17 protein-coding genes, 1 tRNA gene and 1 riboswitch are annotated in these 21613 nt (G+C 72.0%); of the genes, 5 read left to right on the top strand and 13 right to left on the bottom strand.

All coding sequences use genetic code 11. From position 1 onward, the window contains the following. Window positions 1–21: 21 nt before the first annotated feature. From OO63_RS32380 to OO63_RS32415, 8 genes are all read right to left on the bottom strand, one after another. On the bottom strand, window positions 22–966 hold the full coding sequence (locus OO63_RS32380) for an aldo/keto reductase (RefSeq protein ID WP_030362715.1): 945 nt from the start codon (window positions 964–966) through the stop codon (window positions 22–24). 152 nt (window positions 967–1118) lie between these two features. Further along, window positions 1119–2225, bottom strand: a complete 1107-nt coding sequence (locus OO63_RS32385) for a M23 family metallopeptidase (RefSeq protein ID WP_030362716.1) — start codon at window positions 2223–2225, stop codon at window positions 1119–1121. Between the two features lie 11 nt (window positions 2226–2236). Beyond that, a riboswitch (cyclic di-AMP (ydaO/yuaA leader) is annotated at window positions 2237–2372 on the bottom strand. Between the two features lie 230 nt (window positions 2373–2602). Beyond that, a complete protein-coding gene (locus tag OO63_RS32390) occupies window positions 2603–3820 on the bottom strand; it encodes a PP2C family protein-serine/threonine phosphatase (protein ID WP_397622272.1) in 1218 nt (405 codons plus the stop codon). Between the two features lie 416 nt (window positions 3821–4236). After that, on the bottom strand, window positions 4237–5502 hold the full coding sequence (locus OO63_RS32395; RefSeq protein ID WP_030362718.1) for an MFS transporter: 1266 nt from the start codon (window positions 5500–5502) through the stop codon (window positions 4237–4239). Then, window positions 5499–6746 carry a PLP-dependent cysteine synthase family protein gene (locus OO63_RS32400; protein WP_234311411.1) on the bottom strand — a complete coding sequence of 416 codons (1248 nt, stop codon included), beginning with the start codon at window positions 6744–6746 and terminating at the stop codon, window positions 5499–5501. Before OO63_RS32400 ends, OO63_RS32395 begins: the two co-directional genes overlap by 4 nt. A 77-nt stretch (window positions 6747–6823) precedes the next feature. Next, complete coding sequence (locus OO63_RS32405) at window positions 6824–7198, bottom strand: hypothetical protein (RefSeq protein WP_157854097.1); 375 nt, start codon at window positions 7196–7198, stop codon at window positions 6824–6826. A gap of 174 nt (window positions 7199–7372) precedes the next feature. Further along, window positions 7373–7446 (bottom strand) — tRNA-Met (locus OO63_RS32410). Between the two features lie 36 nt (window positions 7447–7482). Continuing rightward, window positions 7483–8712, bottom strand: a complete 1230-nt coding sequence (locus tag OO63_RS32415) for an alginate lyase family protein (protein WP_030362721.1) — start codon at window positions 8710–8712, stop codon at window positions 7483–7485. 219 nt (window positions 8713–8931) lie between these two features. On the opposite strand from OO63_RS32415, the gene OO63_RS32420 reads away from it, so the two are divergent. Both OO63_RS32420 and OO63_RS32425 read left to right on the top strand, forming a co-directional pair. Then, entirely contained in the window at window positions 8932–9906 is a 975-nt protein-coding gene (locus tag OO63_RS32420; protein WP_031192796.1) for an ATP-binding cassette domain-containing protein, read from the top strand. Further along, window positions 9903–10670 carry an ABC transporter permease gene (locus OO63_RS32425; RefSeq protein ID WP_030362723.1) on the top strand — a complete coding sequence of 256 codons (768 nt, stop codon included), beginning with the start codon at window positions 9903–9905 and terminating at the stop codon, window positions 10668–10670. The genes OO63_RS32420 and OO63_RS32425 overlap by 4 nt, the downstream gene beginning before the upstream one ends. Here OO63_RS32425 and OO63_RS32430 read toward each other — a convergent pair. Beyond that, entirely contained in the window at window positions 10654–13908 is a 3255-nt protein-coding gene (locus tag OO63_RS32430; protein WP_030362724.1) for an ATP-binding protein, read from the bottom strand. The genes OO63_RS32425 and OO63_RS32430 overlap by 17 nt on opposite strands. 156 nt (window positions 13909–14064) lie before the next feature. After that, on the bottom strand, window positions 14065–14832 hold the full coding sequence (locus tag OO63_RS32435) for an SDR family oxidoreductase (protein ID WP_030362725.1): 768 nt from the start codon (window positions 14830–14832) through the stop codon (window positions 14065–14067). 83 nt (window positions 14833–14915) lie between these two features. On the opposite strand from OO63_RS32435, the gene OO63_RS32440 reads away from it, so the two are divergent. The 3 genes from OO63_RS32440 to OO63_RS32450 all read left to right on the top strand — a co-directional run bounded on the left by OO63_RS32440 (window position 14916) and on the right by OO63_RS32450 (window position 18443). Continuing rightward, a complete protein-coding gene (locus OO63_RS32440) occupies window positions 14916–15512 on the top strand; it encodes a TetR/AcrR family transcriptional regulator (RefSeq protein ID WP_030362726.1) in 597 nt (198 codons plus the stop codon). A 288-nt stretch (window positions 15513–15800) separates the two neighbouring features. Then, complete coding sequence (locus OO63_RS32445; RefSeq protein WP_030362727.1) at window positions 15801–17477, top strand: FAD-binding oxidoreductase; 1677 nt, start codon at window positions 15801–15803, stop codon at window positions 17475–17477. A gap of 66 nt (window positions 17478–17543) precedes the next feature. Further along, the gene (locus OO63_RS32450; RefSeq protein WP_030362728.1) at window positions 17544–18443 is read left to right on the top strand and encodes a LysR family transcriptional regulator; all 900 of its coding nucleotides are present in this window, start codon (window positions 17544–17546) and stop codon (window positions 18441–18443) included. Window positions 18444–18512: 69 nt separating this feature from the next. Here OO63_RS32450 and OO63_RS32455 read toward each other — a convergent pair whose 3' ends face one another. Genes OO63_RS32455 through leuC form a run of 3 tightly spaced genes read right to left on the bottom strand, consistent with a single transcriptional unit; the run spans window position 18513 to window position 21574 of the window. After that, complete coding sequence (locus OO63_RS32455) at window positions 18513–19520, bottom strand: TauD/TfdA family dioxygenase (protein WP_030362729.1); 1008 nt, start codon at window positions 19518–19520, stop codon at window positions 18513–18515. Between the two features lie 54 nt (window positions 19521–19574). Further along, window positions 19575–20162, bottom strand: coding sequence for a 3-isopropylmalate dehydratase small subunit (gene leuD / locus OO63_RS32460; protein ID WP_030362730.1), 588 nt, complete (start codon window positions 20160–20162; stop codon window positions 19575–19577). Window positions 20163–20173: 11 nt separating this feature from the next. Continuing rightward, entirely contained in the window at window positions 20174–21574 is a 1401-nt protein-coding gene (gene leuC, locus OO63_RS32465; RefSeq protein WP_030362731.1) for a 3-isopropylmalate dehydratase large subunit, read from the bottom strand. Window positions 21575–21613 lie beyond the last annotated feature (39 nt).

A 21613-nucleotide genomic window follows, 5' to 3' on the forward strand; every position in this document is an offset into this window, starting at 1 on the left:
ACCGGCGCGTGCCCCGCCCGCTCACGCCGAAGCGGCGGTGAGGCGGGCCACCTCGTCCTCGGTCAGGTCGAGGTCGGCCACCTCCAGGAGCGCCGGGAGCTGCTCGACCGTGCGCGCGGAGGCGAGCGGCGCCGCCACCGTCGGCTGGGCGGCGAGCCAGGCGAGGGCGACCGTGGCGTGCCGGGCGCCGCGCTCCTCGGCTATCTCGTCGAGGGCGGCGAGGACGCGCTGCCCGCGCTCGGTCTCCAGGTGCGCGCCCGCGCCGCCCGCCCGCGCGCTGTCGACCTCGGCGCCCGGACGGTACTTGCCGGTCAGGAAGCCGGCCGCGAGCGCGTAGTACGGGATGGCCGCGAGGCCCGAGCGGGACGCGACCTCCTGGAGCGGGCCCTCGTAGGTGTCGCGGGAGACCAGGTTGTAGTGCGGCTGCAGCGCGACGTAGCGCACCAGGCCCTCGCGGTCGGAGAAGTCCAGGGACTCCTGGAGGCGTTCGGCGCTGATGTTGGACGCGGCGATCGCGCGGACCTTGCCGGAGCGCACCAGCTCGTCGAGGGCGGTGACGAACTCCTCGACCGGCACGGACGGGTCGTCGTAGTGCGTGTAGTAGAGGTCGATGTAATCGGTGCCGAGGCGGCGCAGCGACTCCTCGACGCCGGACTTGATGGTGTTCGCCGCGAGGCCCTTGTAGTCGGGGTGGGCGCCGACCTTGCTGGCGATGACGACGTCGGAGCGGTTACCGCGCGCGGCGAGCCAGCGGCCGAGCACGGTCTCGGACTCGCCGCCCTTGTTGCCGGGCGCCCAGGCCGAGTAGACGTCGGCGGTGTCGATGAAGTTGCCGCCCGCGGCGGTGTAGGCGTCGAGGACGGCGAAGGACTGGGTCTCGTCCGCGGTCCAGCCGAAGACGTTGCCGCCGAGGGCGAGGGGGAATACTTCGAGGTCGGAGGAGCCCAGCGGGCGGAGTGTGGTCATAAGGGGCTCAACATCCGCACCGGGGAACGAATTCCGTGTGTGACCCACGGAAATCTCCGGCCCCGCTCCCGGGCGCGGCCCCGCCGTCGCGGGTTCCGACCGGCGGCCCTGGCGTCGGGGGGTCGTCGCCAGGACCGCCGGAGCCTTGGGTGTTACGGGTTGAGGCCCTTGCCCTGCAGCCAGGCCAGCGGGTCGATGTTGGCGCCGCCGCTGGTGTGGACCTCCATGTGGAGGTGCGGTCCGGTGACGTTGCCGGTCGCGCCGACGCGGCCGATGACCTCGCCCGTGGTGACCTTCTGGCCGACGCTGACGCTCATCGAGGACTGGTGGCAGTACCAGATCTCGGTGCCGTCCTTCAGTTCCAGGACCGTGCGGTAGCCGTACGAGCCGGACCAGCCGGCCGACTTGATGGTGCCCGTGTGCACGGCCTTGAGGGGCGTGCCGGTGGGGGCGGCGAAGTCCAGGCCGGTGTGCTGGCCGGAGGACCACATGGAACCGGAGTCGCCGAAGTGCGAGGTGAGGGTGTACGAGGAGGTGGGCAGCGAGAAGCTCTTGGCGAGCTTGGCGAGGCGCTCCGCCTCGGCCTTCTTGCGCGCGGCCTCCTCCTTCTTGCGCTTCTCCTCGGCGGCCTTGGCCTTCGCGGCGGCCTTCGCCTTGTCCTGCTGGGCCTTGGCCTGCTCGGCGGCCTTCTTCACGGCGGCGTCCTCGGCGGCGATGCGCTGGGCGTCCTCCGCCTGGTGCTGCTGGTTCTCGGCCTGCTGCATGATGCGGGCGCGCAGGGCCTCGCCCGCGCCGGTGGTGCCGCGCTCGGCGTCGGCGGTGGTGACGCCCGCGGAGCTGAGCGGCGCGGCGGCCGCGACGGTGGCGGTGTCGGCGCCGCCGTCGGAGTCATCGGATATCAGGGAGCCCACGCCCGGCAGGGACTTGGCCTCGGGGAGCTGGTCGGTGACCGCCGACATGTCCGGCATGGCGATGGAGACCGGGGGCTTGCCGCCCTGCGCGGTGGCGATGCCGCCCGCGCCCACGGCCGCGATGACGCCGACGCCGAGGACGGTGGAGCTGCGCGCGAGGCCGCCGCCGCCCTTCTTGTGGACCCGGTGCCTGCCGCGCACGGGGCGGATGGACTCCGCGGTGGGGTTCCACTCCTCCCAGGGCTCCTGGGGGGCGTACCCGCCGAATCCGGTGGGACCTTCGGGTCCTTCGGCGGATTCGTCGTTCGGTACGTAGAGCGCTTCGGGGGCAGGCCGGTTGGACGCCACTGGGGCGCACTCCTTTCCTTCCTTCTCGCCTACCGGGTTAGCTGACGGGTTCGGAGCAGGAAGGTCTCCTACGGGCGTGATGCGTGCCCGATTCACCCCAATGTGGTGGTTCCCCGGCTCCCTTGCGGGATTAGGCGCGTGCGCACGGAGCCGACTTGAGTGCCGGCTGGGACAACCGCGCTGCGTTATCGAACGTTAATAGACAGCGGTGCCGTATTCCAAGCTGTTCCGTCTGATCGTTAACGCTTACGCCACGAACACAAAGGACATCAGCGGCTGGAGTAGGGCGAGTTGAGCCCGGTCCATGACGCACCGCATCGTTCTGGACTTTCAGAGCTTGCTGACATCACGTCAATCGGGCTGCGGAGGGGTGCCCTTCAGTCACCGACCGTGATCGGGCGGCGGACGGCGAGCATCGCCAGGTCGTCCGTGGCGGCGCCCCCGGTGTGCCGGCGGACCTCGTCGACGAGGGTCGCGAGCAGCGAGTCGGGTCCGGCGGGCCCGGGGAAGATGCGGCCGCCGAGCCGGGTGGCGGGGACGTAGAACTCGCCCTTCTCGTCGCGGGCCTCGGAGAGCCCGTCGGTGTAGAGCAGCAGCGTGGCCCCCGGCGGGAACGGGGTCTGGTCGGCGCGGTCCGGCCAGGTGCCGAGGTCGCCCATGCCGAGCGGCAGCGCGGGCTCGGACGGCGAGAGCACGCACAGCCGTCCGTCGGCGCGCAGCATCAGCGGTTCGGGGTGGCCGCGGTTGATGATGCGTACGGTGCCCTCGTCGCCGCGCGGGATCTCCACGAGGACCGCCGTGGTGAACCCCTCGAAGGCGTCGAGCCCGTCGCGCCGCGTCCCCTCCCGCGCTAGGGCCCGCTCCAGGCGCTGCGCCACCGCCTCCAGCGTGGCCTCCTGCTCGGCGGCCTCCCGGAAGGCCCCGATGACGACGGCGACGGCGGCGACCGCCCCCATCCCCTTGCCCCGTACGTCACCAACGACGAGCCGCACCCCGTGCGGGGTGTCCTGCACGGCGTAGAGGTCCCCGCCGATGAACGCGTCGGCCTCCGCCGCCTCGTACCGCGCGGCGATGTCCAGGCCGCCGATCCGCGGGTCGGGCTGGGGCAGGACCGCGCGCTGGGTGGCCTCGGCGATGGAGCGGGCGGAGGCGAGGCGGGCGTCGCCGCGGCGGACGACCCGGTTGATGACCACGGCCAGCGCGCCGACGGTCAGCATCGTCACGAACTCGGTGATGACCTGGACGTCGGGGCCGCCGAAGGGGTGGCTCATGCGCAGCACGAGCACGGCGAGACAGGACACGGCGGCGGTCGCGACGGTGGTCCGCAGCCGGAAGAACGGGGCGGTGATCAGGGGCGCCGCGGCGAACAGCGGGGACGCGGTGAACTCGGGCGGCGTGAGCAGGTCGAAGCAGATCCCGGCGACGAGGAGGAGCGGGGGCAGGGCGCGGACGAGGGCACGCTCACGGGGGAGGGTGCGGGTGGTGCCGCCGGGGGCGATGGTCGGCTGGGAGAGGCGGGCTGTCTTACGGGGGCGGGCGCGGGTGCGGGCCGGGCTGCCGGGCTTCCGACCGCCGGACTCCTGACCGCCGGGCACCCGATCGCCGAGCTCCCGACCACCGGACTCCCGACCGCCGGACTCCCGACCGTCGGGCTCCCGATCGCCGAGCTCCCGACCACCGGACTCCCGACCGCCGAGCTCCCGACCGCCGGACCGACGGTCACCGGACCGACAGTCACCAGACCGACAGTCACCAGACCGACGGTCACCAGACCCCCCACCCCCGGCCCCCGGGTCGCCCTGCGCACCGTCCGGCCCCCCACCACGCACAGCAACCACCACCACTCCACTCCACCGCATCAGCGCCGCGTCGGCCCATCCAGGCTTCCCGCAGCGGGAGCCAGGGGCGACCTGATGTGGGCCGAGTGGGTGAGCCGTGTGGTGGGGCGGGGACGCGCCCGGAGGCGTGCGGCCGAGCGGAACCGGCACCGCACGCCCCGGGCGCGCGAGGGTCAGGCGGCGTCACCCCCGAGCACCGGCACCGGCGCCGCGAGCCGACCGGACCTGCCCAGCGAGCGCAGCGCCAGCGCGCAGCCGCCGCCGAGCGCGGCGAGCGCCAGCCACGGCACCGCGGGCAGCCCCCGGTCGTCCGCCACGTCGAGCAGCGCGCCCATCGCGAGGTTCCCCGCGGTGATGCCGACGCCGCAGACCGTGTTGTAGAGGCCGTAGTGCGTGGCCACCCACCGCTCCCCCGCGAGCGAGACGACGGTGTCCATCTCGAAGGGGTAGAGCACGGCGTTCGCGGCCGCCAGGGCCGCCGCGCACAGCAGCAGCGCCGTGACGCCCGCGTACCCGGGTCCGCCCAGGGCGGGCGGCAGGAACGCGGCGCCCATCAGCGCGAGCCCGGCGGCCAGACACCGCTCCCGTGTCCACGTCCGCCGGCACCAGTCGGTGATCCGCAGCTGCCCGACGAGCGCGACGAGCCCCGACACCACGAACAGCGCACTGGTCGCGACCGTCGTGGCCGTGCCCCCGCCGAGCAGCCGCTCCACTTCGAGGGGCAGCGCGAGGTACACCTGGAACGACAGGACGTACGAGCCGGTCATGGCGAGCGAGAACAGCCAGAACGGCCGGTTGCCGAACACCGCCCGCCACTGTCCCCGCGCCGGACCGGCGGAGCCGTCCCCGGCCGCATCCCCCTTGCGTACCGGAAGGCGCAGCACCTGCACCACCGAGAGCAGGGCGAAGAGGACCGCCGCCACCGCGCACGTGAGCTTGAAGTCCACGCCGGTCAGGGCGAGTCCGACGAGCGGGCCGAGCAGGATGCCGGTCTGGTAGAAGACGTTGAACAGCGCGAACGCCTCCACGCGGCGCTCCGGCGTGCCCGCCTCGGCGGCGACGTACGCGCGTACCGCCGGGTTGAACAGCGCGCCCGCGAGTCCGGTCGCCGCCGACGCGGCGATGAGCACCGGCAGGGTCTGCGCGAACGCGAGCGCCGCGAAGCCGCCGGTGCGCAGGGCGCACCCGGCGACGATCATCGGCTTGTACCCGAGCCGGTCGGCGAGCGCGCCGCCGACCAGGAACATCCCCTGCTGGGAGAGGTTCCGCACGCCGAGCACCAGGCCCACCGCCCAGGCGGCGAGCCCGAGTTGGCCGGAGAGGTGGGCCGCCAGGTACGGCATCAGCATGTAGAAGCCGAGGTTGATGCTGAACTGGTTGACGAAGAGGAGCTGCACGGCGGGCTCGAAGGTGCGCGCGCGGGCCCAGACCTGGGTCACTGGACGACGCCTTCGCCCGGTACGGCGACGGGGTGGCCGTGGGCGCCGACGGGTTCACCGGGACGGCCGGGGCCGCCGCCGGACAGGCTCACCGCACCCCGCGCCTCACCTAGCGCGTCTCCCCGTGCCTCACCTCGCACGTCTCCCCGCACCCCTTCTCGCGCCTCGCCCCGCACCTCCCACCGCGGAGCCGTCGCGCACCGTCCGGCCCGCCACCTGCTCCACGCCACCACCCCGTCGCCGGGACCCGGCACCTCCCGGGGCTCGTCCGGGATCGTGCCGGGGCGGCCGAGCAGCCCGTGGGCGTCGCAGTACTCGTCGTTGAACACCGTGTCGAAGTACCGCTGCGGCCCGTCCGGGAAGACCGCCGCGATCCGGGTGCCGCGCGGCCGGGTGCGGGCGAGCCACGCGGAGACGAGCGCGACCGCGCCCACGCTCCAGCCGCCGGAGGCGAACTGCCGCCCGGCGAGCCGCCGCGCGCTGCGCACGGCCTCGGCGGGGCCCACCCAGTGGACCTCGTCGAAGGCGGCGTGGTCGACGTTCCGCGGGTGGATCGACGAGCCGAGCCCGCGCATCAGGCGGGGCCCGGCGGCGAGCCCGAAGATGGTCGAGGCGACGCTGTCCACGCCGACGAGTTCGAGGCCGGGCAGGGCGTGCGCGCGCAGGGTCCTGGCGATCCCCGCGGAGTGCCCGCCGGTGCCGACGGCGCACACGAGGACGTCGAACTGGCCGATCTGCCGGACGAGTTCGTCGGCGAGGGGCCGGTACGCGGCCTGGTTCTCGGGGTTGTGGTACTGGTTCGGGCACCAGGCCCCGGCGAACTCGGGCCGCTCCATCAGCGCGGCGACCCGCTCGACCCGGGCCTGCTGCCAGCCGCCCACGGGCCCGGGTTCGCGGACGAGGTGGACGCGGGCGCCGTGCGCGGTCAGCATCCGCTCGACGATGGGTTCGAGGCCGGGGTCGGTGACGATGTGCACGGGGTGGCCGTAGTGGACGCCCGCCAGGGCGAGGCCGAGGCCGAGGGTGCCGGACGTGGACTCGACGATGGGCGCGCCGGGCCGCAACTCGCCGCGGGCGCGGGCCCGTTCGACCATGTGGAGGGCGGCCCGGTCCTTGATGCCGCCGAAGTTGAAGCCTTCGAGCTTGGCCCAGTAGCCGCGGCCGCCGTCGGGCGTGGGCTCGTCGATCCAGAGCACGGGCGTGTTGCCCACGGCGGCCGCCGCGGGCTGAAGGTTGCCGATCATGCGGGGGTGTCCTTCGGTGCTTCGGTACGTGGATGGGGGGGTGGCGTGGGAGTCCGCGCGGGAACTCCGGGGCACCCTCAGTTCCGGTCCACTCCGATGGCGAGAAGGATCTGCTGGCCCGCCTTGGGACAACAGGGTCCGGCGCGGGGCGGCGCGCACCGGGCGAGCCGGGCCGCCGTGTCCGTCGCGGGTACGCCGCCGAGGGCGTCCTTGCCGGTCTTGCCGGTCTTGCCGCCCGCCCCGTCCTGCCGCTCCCGGTCGGCGGGCTGTGCGGCGAGCGCGGCGGGGTGCGCCGAGCCCGCGTGCTCGCCGTGGCCGGGGCCCGGGCAGGCGTGGTGGACGGGCGGGACGGCGGTGACCGCGGTCGCGGCGGTGAGCCCGTGCGGCCCGTGGCACACACCGGCGAACAGCGCGCAGGCGGTGAGCAGCACCACCGAGAGCACGTATCGCACCCGACTCATAGTGACCACAAAGCTACGCACGGCACACGAGTCAACGCAAAGCCCAGCGCCGACAACGGCGTGAAACAACGCCACGTACAGCCGAAACGCATCCGCCCGAGGCGGGAGTGGCCGCACATGCCGAAGGCCCGGAATCGATGAACGATTCCGGGCCTTCGGTTTCAGTAGCGGGGACAGGATTTGAACCTGCGACCTCTGGGTTATGAGCCCAGCGAGCTACCGAGCTGCTCCACCCCGCGTCCGTGCCCGGGCCGAGGGCCGTCCGTGCCCGGGCCTCACGTGTTCCCGGCGTGCGTCAGCGTCTCCCAGGCCACGAACAGGTCGTCGGTCCCCTCGGGCCGCAGCTCGGCGGTGAGCCGCTGGGTCTGCGGCAGGTCGAGGTCGAGGCGTCCGTGCAGGTGGTTGAGGGCGACCTCGGTGTCGGGCCCCATGTCGCGCTGGACCCTCCCGCCGCACAGCCAGCCGGGGACAGCGGCGCCGCGCTGGTAGCGGGAGTGGAACTCCAGGGCGGCCTTGAGCCGGTCCTTGGTCTCGTCGTACAGGTCGACACCTTGATGCCAGGCGGTCTCGGCGATGTGGGCGGTGGCGGCGAGCGAGTAGCTGGCGTGCTTGAAGTTGCGGCAGGTCTCCTGGGAGAGCCCGTCGGCGAAGGTCTTCTGCCCGAACCAGTACTTCTGGAGCTGGGCCTTCGTGGTGATGCCGCTGCCCTCCGGCGGGACGGGCAGGGGCCCGTCGGACTTCAGGTAGAAGTAGGCGGGGACGCGGGTGCGGAAGTGGTGGACGGCCCGCTCGAACGACTCGTGGTCGTCGAGGAAGACGGCCAAGCCGATGGTGGCGTCGGCCATGACGAGGTCCCAGTTGCCGTTGGACTCGGCGGAGCCGTCGCGGACCTGGGGCAGGTAGGCGTTGCGGAGCATCCGCTCGAAGCGCAGCAGTTCGCCGTCGGTCCAGCCGTCGTAGGTGTAGCGCACGGCCTCGGCGGCGCGGGCCCAGGAGGTGGCGGCCCAGGCGGTCTGGAGCCCGGCGTTCGCCTCCGTGTGCCGGGTGAGGACACGGGACCAGGCGTCCATGATCTGCACGGCCTTCGCGGCGTGCGCGCGGTCACCGGTGATGTTGTAGAGCAGCGCGTGCGTGTACGCGGCGAGCGCGTCCTCCCGCTCCTCGACGCACCCCTGCCCCGGCCGCAGATCAGGCGGACAGGCCACGACCGCGTACGGCTTGGCCGTGTAGTCGTCCGCGGCGTACTTGCTGGCCCGCATCTGCTCGTACGCCTTGAACCAGGGCTCCTGCCGCGCGGCGACATGCGCGCGCACCCGGTCCAACTGCTTCTTGCTGACGAGGACCCCGGGGTGGGCGAACGGCAGATCGGCGGCGCGGGCCCGGCGTACGCCTTCGTCCTTGCCGTCGTCCCCACCACACCCCGCGGCGCCGATTCCCAGGGCCAGGACCACCGCCACCACGAGCCCCACCCGCCCGCCACGGCCCTTGCGCTCCGCTGCCGCCATCCCGCACCTCCGTAGTCGGGTCGCGCCCCTGGCAGCGTGCCGTGGGGCGGGTGGGGGTGCAGGGGGTGGTGGGCCATGTGGGGGACGGGTCACCCGATCGGCCGTTCAGGGCTCGCCCCGGGCGGGGGCCGGCCCCTGTCACGGTCGGCGTCTCCGCTGTCAGGACCCGTGTCAGGCCCGTGACAGCCCCGTGAAAGGTGCCGCCGCGACCTTGAGGACATGAGGACTTCAGCGATCGCGGTTTCGGGACTGCGCAAGACATTCGGGGACAAGGTCGTGCTCGACGGCATCGGCTTCGAGGTGCCCGCGGGGTCGGTCTACTCGCTGCTCGGGCCGAACGGGGCGGGCAAGACGACGACGGTGAACATCCTGACCACGTTGATGACGGCGGACGCCGGGGTCGTGCAGGTGGCCGGGCACGACGTGGCGAGCGGGACCAAGGGGGTGCGGGCGGCCATCGGTGTGACGGGGCAGTTCGCGGCCGTGGACGACTTGCTGTCGGGGCGGGAGAACCTGCTCCTGATGGCCGAGCTGAAGCGGGTGCGCAACAAGGAGAAGCTCATCTCGGGGCTTCTCGAGCGGTTCGACCTCGTGGAGTCGGCGCAGAAGCTCGTGTCGACGTACTCCGGCGGCATGCGCAGGAAGCTGGACCTGGCGATGACGCTGGTCGGCCGCCCGGAGATCATCTTCCTGGACGAGCCGACGACCGGCCTCGACCCGCGCAGCAGGCGCACGATGTGGCAGATCGTCCGCGAGCTGGTCGCCGACGGCACCACCATTTTCCTCACCACCCAGTACCTGGAAGAGGCCGACGAGCTCGCCGACCGCATCGCGGTCCTGAGCAACGGGAAGATCGCCGCCGAGGGCACCGCCGACGAGCTGAAGCGCCTCATCCCCGGCGGTCACGTCCTCCTCCGCTTCACCGACCCGGCCGCGTACCGGCACGCCGCCTCCGCCCTGCGCGAGGAGGCCACCAAGGACGACGAGGCGCAGTCCCTGCAGATCCCCAGCGACGGCACCCAGCGCGAGCTCCGCTCCATCCTCGACTGGCTGGACTCGGTCGACATCGAGGCGGACGAGCTGACCGTGCACACCCCCGACCTCGACGACGTCTTCCTCGCCCTGACCGAGCGCACCGACACGGGCCTCACCACCGGCACCAACTACCTGAACAAGGCGGCGATCTCCCAGTGAGCACTGTCTCCACGGCCATGGCCGACTCGGCGATCATGCTGCGCCGCAACCTGAAGCACACCCTGCGGAACCCCGTCACGGTGTTCAACGCGATCCTGTTCCCCATCGTCATGATGCTGCTGTTCGTGAAGGTCCTCGGCGGCGGCTTCGACGTCGGCGCCGGCGTCGACTACATCGACTACGCGACCCCCGGCCTGCTCGTGATGACCATCAGCTACGGCCTCGGAGCGACCTCCACGGCCGTGAACGACGACATGACCAAGGGCATCATCAACCGGTTCAAGACCATGGACGTCTCCCGCGGCGCCATGCTCACGGGCCACGTCGTCGTCACGACGGTCCGCTGCCTGGTGGCCTGCTCCGCGATCATCGGGATGGCCTTCCTGATGGGGTTCGACCCGGGCGCGAGCGCCGCCGAATGGCTCGGCGTGCTCGGCCTGATCGTCCTGGTCAGCTTCGCCGCCGCCTGGCTCACCGTCGGCCTCGGCCTCGCCGCCAAGTCGCCCGAGTCGGCGGGCATGGCCACCGTCCCGCTGATCATGCTGCCGTTCCTGAGCAGTGCGTTCGTCCCCTCGGAGACGATGGGCACGGGCGTACGGCAGTTCGTGGAGTACCAGCCCTTCACGCCGATCATCGAGGCGCTGCGCGGCCTCCTCGCGGGCAACCCGTCGAGCGGCGACACGATCGCGGCGGTCGCCTGGAGCGTCGGCTTCGCCGTCATCGGGTACCTGTGGGCGGTCTCCTCGTTCAAGAAGCGAGCGTGACCCCGGCCAGCTCGGACCAGCCGGTCCGCCTCCCCTCCAGAGCCGCCTCGGCGAACCGCGTGTCGCCGAGGCGGCTCCGCGCCGTCCGCTCGATCCGGGCCGCGTCCGGGTGCGAGCGGTCCGTGAGCCCGAGCACGGCCTCGCCCGCCGCGAGCAGCCGTACGGCCTGCTCGTGATCGCCCCGGCGCTGCGCCAGGTCCGCGACCCCGACAAGAGCTCGCGCGATCACCGGCGCGTGCCCCGCCTCGGCCGCCGCCGCGCAGGCCGCCGCCCGGTGCGCGCGGGCCTCGTCGAGGTCGTCGGTGAGATATCCGAGCAGGTCGTACGTCATGGAGCGGATGTTGGCCCGCTCCGCCTCCTCGCCCAACAGGTCCCTCGCCACGTCGAGTTGCGCCCGCGCCTGAGCGACGTCGCCGTCCCACCGGGCGAGTTCGGCCTTCGCGAAGGCCAGGACGGCCAGGGAGCCCGGCCAGGTGACCCGCTCCGCGCACCGCTCGGCATCGGCCAGCGCGGCCGCGCTCGCGGCCTTGTCGCCGAGGAGCCGGTACGACTGCGCCTGCGCCGACCGGATCGGGATGACGTCCTCGGTGGCGCCGACCTCGGCGATGGCCGCGATCGCCTGCTCGTAGTGCTCGCACGCGGCGGCGAACTCGCCGCGCACGGCGATGCGGGCGGCGAACTCGGTCTGCGCGAAGGAGATGCCGAAGCGCTCGCCGAGGGACTGGAACTCGGCGATGGCCTGGGCGAGGTGCGCGTCCACGTCCTGTCCGTCCTGGCCGTCCGGCCCGCCGCCTTGGCCGTCCGGCCCCAACATGATCCGCATCTTGCCCATGAGCAGCCGCGCCAGCGCCCGCGCCCACGGGTCCTCGTGGTCGAGCAGCTCCTCGAACGCCGACACCCCCGCACCCGGCTCCCGCAGCATGCGTTCCAGCGGGGCGACCAGGCCGATCAGCGGGTGGTTGCGCCGCCCTCCCCGCCCTCGCCTGCCGAACTCGTACGCCTTGTGGATCCACTCCGCGGCCTGGTGCTCGTCGCCGGGCCCGGACGTCACGAACAGCACGACAAGGCCGTACACCGTGGCCCGTACGTCGTCCGTCACCGCACCGGGCGTCCTGGTGGCCGCGGTGATCAGCTCGAAGCCCTCGGTCCTGTGGCCGCTGAGCCACCAGTACCAGCCCGCGCCCGCCGCGAGCCGCATCGCCGCCTGCGCCTCGCCCGCGGCGAGCGCGCCGCGCATGGCCGCGCCGATGTTGTCGTGCTCGGCGTCGAGCACGGCGAGCCACTCCAGTTGCTCGGCCCGGCGCAGGTGCGGCTCGGCGGTCTCGGCGAGCCCGGAGACGTACGCGAGGTGCTCGCGCCGCGCCAGGTCCGCCTCGCCCGCCTCCGCGAGGCGCTGCCCGGCGTACTCCTTGATGGTGCCGAGCATCCGGTAGCGGGGCGCGGTGCCGCCCTCGGCGCGGAGCAGGGACTTCTCGGTGAGGGCGGTGAGGAGTTCGAGCACGTGCTCAGGGGCGAGGACGGCGTCGGCGGCGTTCGCGTGGCCGCCGTCGCCCCCGGGGGCCACGTCGTCGGCGTACCCCGCGCAGACCCGCTCCGCCCCCTCCAGACTCGCCCCGCCGGAGAACACCGAGAGCCTGCGCAACACCGCACGCTCGGCGTCGGTGAGCAGCTCCCAGCTCCAGTCGACCACCGCGCGCAGCGTCCTGTGGCGCGGCAGGGCGGTCCGGCTGCCGCTGGTCAGCAGGCGGAACCGGTCGTCGAGCCGGTGGGCGAGCTGGTCGACGGACATCGTGCGCAGGCGGGCCGCAGCCAGTTCGATCGCCAGCGGCATCCCGTCGAGGGCGCGGCACACCCGCGCCATCGTCGCCAGAGTGCGCGGGTCGGCGGCGAGGCCCCGGCGCACGGCCCCTGCCCGGTCGCGCAGGAGCTGGACGGCGGGCGAGGACGCGATGGCGTCCGGTCCCGCGCCGCCGTCCGGCAGGGCCAGCGGCTCGACCTGCCACAGCGCCTCGCCGGTGATGCCGAGCGGCTCCCGGCTGGTCGCGAGGATCCGCAGCCGCCCGCACTCGCCGAGCAGCCGGTGGGCGAACACGGCCGCGGACTCGATCACGTGCTCGCAGTTGTCCAGGACCAGCAGCGCGTCCCGGTCCCGGCAGGCGGCGACGAGCCGGTCCGTCAGATCGGCGTTCGGGGCCCCGCCGAACAGGGCGTCCCGCAGGTCGAGCCCGGCGAGAGCCGCCCGCGCCACGTCACCGTCGGGGCCGATGGCGGCGAGCTCCACCAGCCAGGCCCCGTCGGGCAGTTCACCGAGGAGCGTGCGCGCGGTCTCGGAGGCCAGCCTGGTCTTGCCGGAGCCGCCGGGCCCGATGAGGGTGGTGAGGCGGTGTGCGCGGAGGCGCTCGCGTACGGCGGCGATGTCGGCGCTCTTCCCGACGAAGCTGGTCAACTCGGCGCGCAGGTTGGTCGGCCCGGCACCGCCCGAGCCTCCCGTCGGGGCGGCTTCCCCCAACTCCCCCCGTACAAGGGCGCCATGCAAGGCGGCGAGCTCGGGCGAGGGATCGGCGCCCAGCGCGTCGGCGAGGGCGTCCCGCACGTGCTCGTACGCGGCCACCGCCTCACCGGTGCGCCCGGCGGCGACGAGGGCCCGCATCAGCGAGGCGACGAGCCGCTCCCGTACCGGATGCGCGGCCACGAGCCCGGCCAGCTCCGTGACGACTTCCGACCCGCGCCCGAGGGCGACCTCCCCCTCGACCCGCTCCTCCGTGGCGGTCAGCCACAGCGCGTCGAGCCGGGCGACGGCGGCGTCGAAGGGCGCGCTGCCACGCACGCCCACGTCCTCCATGACCGCACCGCGCCACAACTCAAGCCCTTCACGAAGCACCCGCACCCGCCCGGAAAGGTCCCCCGTACGCACGCACCCCGCGGCGACGAGGCGCTCGAACCGCAGGGCATCGACAGCGTCGGCCGCGACCACCAGCCGGTACCCGCCGGCCTGCCCCTCGACAGCGCAGTCCGGCAGCACCTTCCGCAACCGCGACACGAGCCGCTGCAAGGCGTTCGTGGCGTCGGCGGGCGGAGCGTCCCCCCAGATCCAGTCGACGAGCACGCCCTTCGGAACACCCTGCCCCGCCCGCAGCGCGAGCGCGACCAACAGCCCCCGCAGCCGCGCCCCCGACACGTCGACCAACCCACCGTCGTCGGTACGCACTTCGAGGGGCCCCAGCATCCGGATCTGCACCAGCCGAGTCTGCCACGGGCGCACGACCCCGCTCCGGGCCGGACCACGCCCTCCTCAGGACGCTCACCAAGGGGCACGCACAGGGCACGCAAGCCCCCTTGAGAACGCCGAAGCGCCCCCACTCGGTGCAGCAGAGTGAGGGCGCCCAGGCTCGACTCACTGCCCGAGCAGCGACCCACCCGTAGCGTCGAGGTCCTGCCCCGTGACCCAGCGGGAGTCGTTGGAGGCGAGGAAGGCGACGACGTCGGCGACGTCCTCGGGCTGGCCGACGCGCTTGAACGCCGAGAAGGACTCGCCGTAGGCGCGGGCCTGCGGGTCCGCGAGCCAGGCGTTGACCTCGGTCTCGGTGACGCCCGGGGCGACCGAGTTCACCGTGATGCCGCGCGGCGCGAGTTCCAGGGCCAGGGTGCGCGTCAGGGTGGTCAGCGCGCCCTTGGACGAGGCGGTCGCGGCGATGCCGGGGAAGGCGATCCGGGTCATGCCGGACGTGGTGTTGATGATGCGGCCGCCGTCGCGCAGCCGGTCGAGGCCGTGCTTGATGATGAAGAACGGCGCCTTCGCGTTGACGGCGAAGACCTTGTCGAAACCGGCCTCGTCCGTCTCCTTGATGCCGGCCGCGAGCGCGGTGCCCGCGTTGTTCACGAGGATGTCGAGGCCGCCGTCCGAGTCGAACTCGGCGATCTTCGCGTCGAAGGCGGCCCACAGGGCCTCGGCGTCCCCGGGGACACCCAGCTCGGCGTGGACGGCGAACGCCCTCCCGCCCGCTGCCTCGATCGCCGCGACGGTCTCCTTGGCGGCGGCCTCGTTGTGGCCGTAAGCCACCGCCACCAGCGCCCCGTCGCGCCCCAGGCGCTCCGAGATGCTCCGGCCGATCCCTCGGCTACCCCCCGTGACCAGCGCCGTCTTACCAGTGAGCGCGCCCATGTCAGGCCCCTCCTCTTTTTTTGCAGTGCTCGTTGCAAAAGGGAGGCTAACAGATTTTTCAGCGAGCGCTGTAAAATCGCGTCATGACGACGAAGCAGCGCGGGCGACCCCGCTTGTTCGACCGGGACGAGGCGATCGCCCGGGCGATGCGCACGTTCTGGGAGCACGGCTACGAGGCGACCTCGATCACCCTGCTCACCGAGGCCATGGGCATCGGGGCCCGCAGCCTGTACGGCGCCTTCGGCAGCAAGGAAGCGCTGTTCAAGGAGGTCGTGGACTTCTACGTCACGACGTACGGCGCCTACATGGGCCGCGCGCTCGGCGAGGAGCCGACGGCCCACGGGGGCATCGCCCGGATGCTGCGCGAGGCCGCGGGGCAGCTCACCGCCGACGACCGCCCGCGCGGCTGCCTCGTCGTCTTCGCCGCCAACGACAACGCGACCGCGTCCGCCGGGGCGGAGCGGATCCTGCGCACCCACCGCGCCGCGTTCACGGCGGCCTTCGAGGACCGCATCCGGGCCGGGATCGCCGCCGGGGAACTCTCCGCCCAGGTCAACCCGGCACCGCTCGCCCGGTATTTCGCCGCGGTCTTCCAGGGCATGTCCCAGCAGGCACGCGACGGCGCGAGCCGCACACAACTGGAGGAGGTCGCGGCGACCGCGATGCGCGCCTGGCCGTAATCGATTTCCCGGCCCAATGCCAAGGAATATCCGCTCCGACCTCTCTGCCCTATTTGCTGACGGACCGCCACGAATGTATATTGAGCGTTGTACAGTTTAGGTGGGGCAAGGGGATCCATGCAGGTCAGGGCGGGCCATCACTAACTTCTTGAGAATTTTCCGGCCTACCCGTCGACTTATGCCGAGTTATTTCAAAATGCTGCGTCTGCACCCGGGGGGAGTGTCGACGCTTATTTAGCCCTGCCATTTTCCAATATTCCCTCCGCTGCTCATGAGGAGGGCCCGAAAATGGGAAACGTGCGTAGACGCTCCGTTCTCACCATCACCGGAGCGCTGGCCGGCGCGACGGCCGTGGAGTGGGGGCTCCCGCGGTCCCAGGCCATCGCTGCCACTGGCAGCGCCAACGCCGGCGGCAAGGCCACGCCGATCACCGTTCTTCCGGACGATCCCCGCTACCCGGAACTGACCGTCGGACACAACACCCGCTGGGTCGGCACACCTGACTACGTCCGCCTGGTCCGCTCCACCGACGAAGTGGTGCAGGCCGTGCGCGACGCGGTGCGCGCCGACAAGCGCGTCTCCGTGCGCAGCGGCGGCCACTGCTACGCCGACCACGTCTTCAACCCCGACGTCAAGGTCGTCATCGACATGACGATGATGTCCGCGGTCTCCTACGACGAGGAGCGCAAGGCGTTCGCCGTGGAGGCGGGGGCCACGCTGATGGACGTCTACCAGCGGCTCTACAAGGGCTGGGGCGTCGGCCTCCCGGCCGGCATGTGCTACTCCGTGGGTGCGGGCGGCCATGTCACCGGCGGCGGTTTCGGCCTGCTCTCCCGCCAGTACGGTCTGACCGTCGACCATCTCGACGCGGTCGAGGTGGTGGTCGTGGACGACGACGGAACGGTGCGCAGCGTGGTGGCGACGCGCGACGAGCAGGACCCCCACCACGATCTGTGGTGGGCGCACACCGGCGGCGGTGGCGGCAACTTCGGCATCGTCACCCGGTTCTGGTTCCGCACGCCGGGGGCGAGCGGGGCGGAGCCCTCCGGGCAGCTGATGCGGCCGCCGAAGGACGTCCTGCTCAGCGCCGTCACGCTGCCCTGGGCCGAGCTGGACAAGCAGCGGTTCACCACGCTGCTGCGCAACTACGGCACCTGGCACGAGCGCAACAGCGCCCCGGACTCTCCGTACGCACCGCTGTGCGGCCTGCTGATGCTCAACCACAAGGCGAACGGGAACGTCGGCCTGGTGACCCAGATCGACGCCTCGGTGCCGGACGCCGAGGGGAAGCTCAAGAAGTACCTGTCCACGATCACCTCGACGGTGGGCATCGACACACAGCCCATGACCGAACCGGTCGGCGAACAGCCGCCGCTGCCCGACCTGTTCACGCCCCAGCGGATTCCGTGGCTGACGTCGGTGCGACTCATCGGCACGCACTACCCCTCACTCACGAATCCCACCCTGCGCGGCGCCTATAAGTCCGCCTACCAGCGGAAGGGTTTCACGGGCGCACAGATCGCGTCCCTGTACCAGCACTTGACCCGATCCGACCACAAGAACCCGATGTCCAATCTCATTCTCTTCCCGTACGGCGGGAAGGTGAGCGAGGTCAAGCCCTCCGAAACGGCGACCGCGCAGCGCGACTCGGTTTTCAAGGCGCTCTTCTCCACCCAGTGGACCGGGAAATCGGGAGACACGGACAATGTGACCTGGCTCCGGGAAATCTTCACCGATGTCTATTCGTCCACCGGCGGCTATCCGGCTCCCAACGCCAGCACCGACGGCTGCTATGTGAACTACCAGGACAGCGATATCACCGACCCGAAGCTGAACACTTCCGGTGTTCCCTGGCACACCCTCTACTACAAGGACCACTATCCGCGCCTGACCCGGGTGAAGGCGAAGTACGACCCCAAGAACGTCTTCCGGCACGCGCAGTCCGTCCAGCTCCCGACGTCGTAGCCGCTCCATGACACGCGCCCGGGGCGGGGCCCAGGCCCCGCCCCGGGCGGTGAACGGATGACTGACATGAAGTTTTCACAGCTGGCCGCGTTCGTAGCGATTGCCGACCATGGGAGTTTCACCAAGGCCGCGGATTCCCTGGGCGTGACCCAGTCGGCCGTCAGCCACGCGATCGCGGGCCTGGAGGCGGAGCTGCGGGTCGGCGTCATGAGGCGGGACCGCTCCGGCGTCGACCTCACCGAGGCCGGCAGCCGCATCCTGGAGCACGCCCGCTCCGTCCTCGCGAGCACCGAGCGCATCAAGCTGGAGGCCAGCGCCGCCCACACCACCGCCGAGGGCCGCCTCCTCATCGGCATCAGCCAGAGCTTCTCGCTGGAACTGCTGCCCCGCCTGATCGCCGATTTCCGTGCCCGGCACCCGAGTCTGGAGATCGGCCTGCGCGAGGGCAACGACCGCAGGATCGCCGAGATGCTGTACGAGCACACGATCGACGTCGGCATCGTGACCCTGCCGAAGTACAACCTCACGACGTATCCGCTGCTGCGGGACGAGATGTGCGTCGTCGTGCCGGGCCATCATCACCTGGCCTCGGTGGCCCGGCTTCCGGTGTGGCGCCTGGCGGAAGAGGACCTGATCATTCCTGCCGACGGGGTGGAGCCCACACTGCGGCTGCTGTTCCAGGCGGCGGGCGCGCGGCTGCGCGTCGCCCATCGGATCCAGGATCTGCACGTGGTGCTCTCGATGGTCGCCGAGGGGCTCGGGGTCACCGTCCTGCCCTCCCTGGCCATCCCCTCGTCGCGCCAGGACCTCGTCGCCGTTCCCTTCGAACCCGCGGTGCGCAGACACATCGCCATCGGGGTGAGCGCCGAGCCCGACGAGCGCTCCCTGACCATGGAGTTCATCCGGTCGGCACAGGCGCTTGCACGCACCTGCCCGGTCCGCCACCGGCTTCCCTCGCTGTCCTGACCGGGAACGCCCCGGCCCCGGCACCCACACCGGGGCCGGGGCCCGGACCGACGGGACCAGCGCGCCGCGTCAGTCCCCGACGCGGCCCTGGACGCCGTCGATCCAGCGGTCGCGGTGCCGGTCGGCGGCGGCCTGGTCGCGGAACGCGTAGGTCTTGAGCAGCCAGCGCTGGCGGGCCCGCTCCGGGTCGTTGATCTCCATTTTGTCGCGGCTGTGCAGACCGTCCTGGTTGGCGAAGGTGAACAGGTCGCCCTTCAGCAGCCGGTGCCGCTGCTTGTCCGCCTTCACCAGGGCGTTCTTCAGCGAGAGCAGCGCGTCCTTGGCCTTCTCCGGGGCGCCCGGCACCACGGTGGTGCTGGTGTCCAGGTAGCGGAAGCTGTGCTCGTTCTCCAGGATCGGGTGCGCGCCGGAGTCCGTGAGGTCGCCGTTGTTGTCCCGGGAGAGGACGTCGTACGGCGTGAAGAAGTACGGCTGCCGCAGTGTCTCCTGCTCCTCGGCGCTGAGGTGGGCGAGCAGGCCACGGCCGCTGACGAAGCCCGTGTAGATGTAGTCACCCTCCGGGCAGCGCATGCCGAGCAGGGAGATGAAGTCCGCGCGGACCGGGTGCGCGGTACGGTCGTTGTGGTAGACGAGTTCGCTGTCGCTGAAGCCGGTCTGCATGCCGCTGTAGCGGTTGATGGCGATGACGTCGGTGAAGAAGTCGCCGTTGAACCGCGTCGCGTAGGACAGCAGCGGAGTGCCCACCAGCTGCCCGAACAGCTCAAGGAACGTCTCGGCGACGAAGGTGTTCTTCTTCGCGTGCTTGTCCGCGACCGGGTCGTCCAGGTCCAGGACGGGGATCTCGTGGTCCAGCGGGCAGTTGCGCAGCACGTGGGCCTCGCCGGCCCCGGTCTCCCGGTCGTGCCGGACGCGCTCGCAGACCTCCCGGAAGAACGCGGGAACCTCCCCGCGGTCCACCACGTCGGCCACGGCGCGGGAGAAGGCCGCGTAGTCCTCGTACGGGTGCTTGGCGACGCCTTCCAGGACCGCGGTCAACTCGTCACGCTCGGCGTCGGTCAGGACGTAAAGGGGTTCCATGGTTCGCCTTCCTTGTTCCTTGACGGATTCCTTGGCGGATTCCTTGCAGGGTGGTTATCGGGTGGTGGGCAGGGCCGCGCGGCGGCCACGTTCATAGGCGGCGATCGCGTCCTCGTGCCGCAGCGTGGCGGAGATCAGGTCCTCGCCCGACAACAGCCGGGCCCGGACCTCCTCGTCGAGTGAGAACGGCTGCGTCAGATCCCCGCAGCGGACCTCGAGGGCCATGAGGTCCACCACGACCTCGACGGTGGGGTCCGCCGCCACCGCCTCCCACAGGCGCTCGACCACGTCGGTGGGGACCACCACGGTGAGCAGCCCGTTCAGCAGGGAGTTGGCGCGGAAGATGTCGCCGTACCGGGGCGCGATCACGGCCCGGAAGCCGTAGTCCTGCAGCGCCCAGACCGCGTACTCGCGCGACGAGCCGGTACCGAAGTCGGGGCCCGCGACCAGTACGGTCGCGCCCTGGTGCGCGGCCTGGTTGAGCACGAAGTCCGGGTCGTCGCGCCAGTCGGCGAACAGCGCGTCGGCGTGCCCGGTGCGGGTGGAGCGCACACAGAACCGCGCCGGGATGATCTGGTCGGTGTCGACGTCGCTGTGGCGCAGCGGAAGCGCCGTTCCGGTGTGGACGGTGAACTGTTCCATGGGCGGTGTCCTCACAGATCGGCGGGCGCGACGAGCCGGCCGGCCACGGCGGTGGCGGCGGCGACCGGCGGCGAGACGATGTGGGTGCGTGACCCCTTGCCCTGCCGGCCCTCGAAGTTGCGGTTGTTGGTGGAGGCGGCGCGCCGGCCCGGGAGCAGCCGGTCCTCGTTGAGCGCGGCGCACATCGAACAGCCGGCCCCGGCCCGGAAGTCGGCGCCCGCCTCGGCGAAGACCCGGTCGAGGCCCTCCTCGACGGCCTGCGCACGCACGCGCGCCGAGCCGGGGACGATCATCATGTGCAGCCCGTCGGCGACCTTGCGCCCGCGCAGCACCGCCGCGGCCGCGCGCAGGTCCTCGATCCGGCCGTTGGTGCACGAGCCGAGGAAGACCGTGTCGATGAGGATGCCCCGCATCGGGGTGCCGGGCACGAGACCCATGTACTCCAGGGCCCGTGCGGCCGCCGCCCGCTCGTCCGCGTCGGCGAACTCGTCGGCGGCGGGGACCCGGTCGTGCAGCGGGACGCTCTGGGCCGGGTTCGTTCCCCAGGACACGTACGGGCTCACCGCGCTCGCGTCCAGGCTCACCCGCCGGTCGAACACGGCGTCCTCGTCGGTGCGCAACGACCTCCAGTACGCGACCTCATCGTCCCAGGCCGCACCCTTGGGCATGCCGGGGCGCTGCTCCAGGTACGCGAAGGTCGTCTCGTCCGGGGCGACCATCCCGGCGCGGGAGCCCGCCTCGACGGACATGTTGCACAGCGTCATCCGGGCTTCCATCGACAGGGCCGAGATCGCCTCTCCCCGGTACTCGATGACGTGCCCCTGGCCGCCTGCGGTGCCGATCTCGGCGATCAGGGCGAGGATCAGGTCCTTGGCGGTGACGCCCGGCGCCAGCCGGCCGGTGACCTCGACCGCCATGTCCTTCATGCGGCGCATGGGCAGGGTCTGGGTGGCGAGGACGTGCTCGACCTGGCTGGCGCCGATGCCGAAGGCGAGGGCGCCGAAGGCTCCGAGCGTCGTGGTGTGCGAATCGCAGCAGACGATCGTCATGCCCGGCCGGATCAGTCCGAGTTCCGGGCCGATGACGTGCACGATGCCCTGGTCCGGGTCGCCGAGGCGGTGCAGCGGGATGCCGAACTGTGCGCAGTTCTCCCGCATCAGCTCCGCCTGGCGGCGCCCCTCCGGATCCTGGATGAGCCGGTCGAGGGCGAGGGTCGGCGTGTTGTGGTCCTCGGTCCCGATGGTGAGGTCGGGCCGCCGCACGGTGCGACCGGCGGCGCGCAGGGCGTCGAACGCCTGCGGGGTGTTGACCTCGTGCAGCAGTTGAAGGTCGACGTAGATCAGGTCGTCCCCGGCACCGCCGTCCCGTACGACGTGCGCGTCCCACGCCTTCTGGGCCAGTGTCGATCCCATGTCAGTCTCCGTCCCTCGGCTCACGGTTCTCGGTGGCGG

Source organism: Streptomyces alboflavus (genome assembly GCF_000716675.1).
GTDB lineage: Bacteria > Actinomycetota > Actinomycetes > Streptomycetales > Streptomycetaceae > Streptomyces > Streptomyces alboflavus.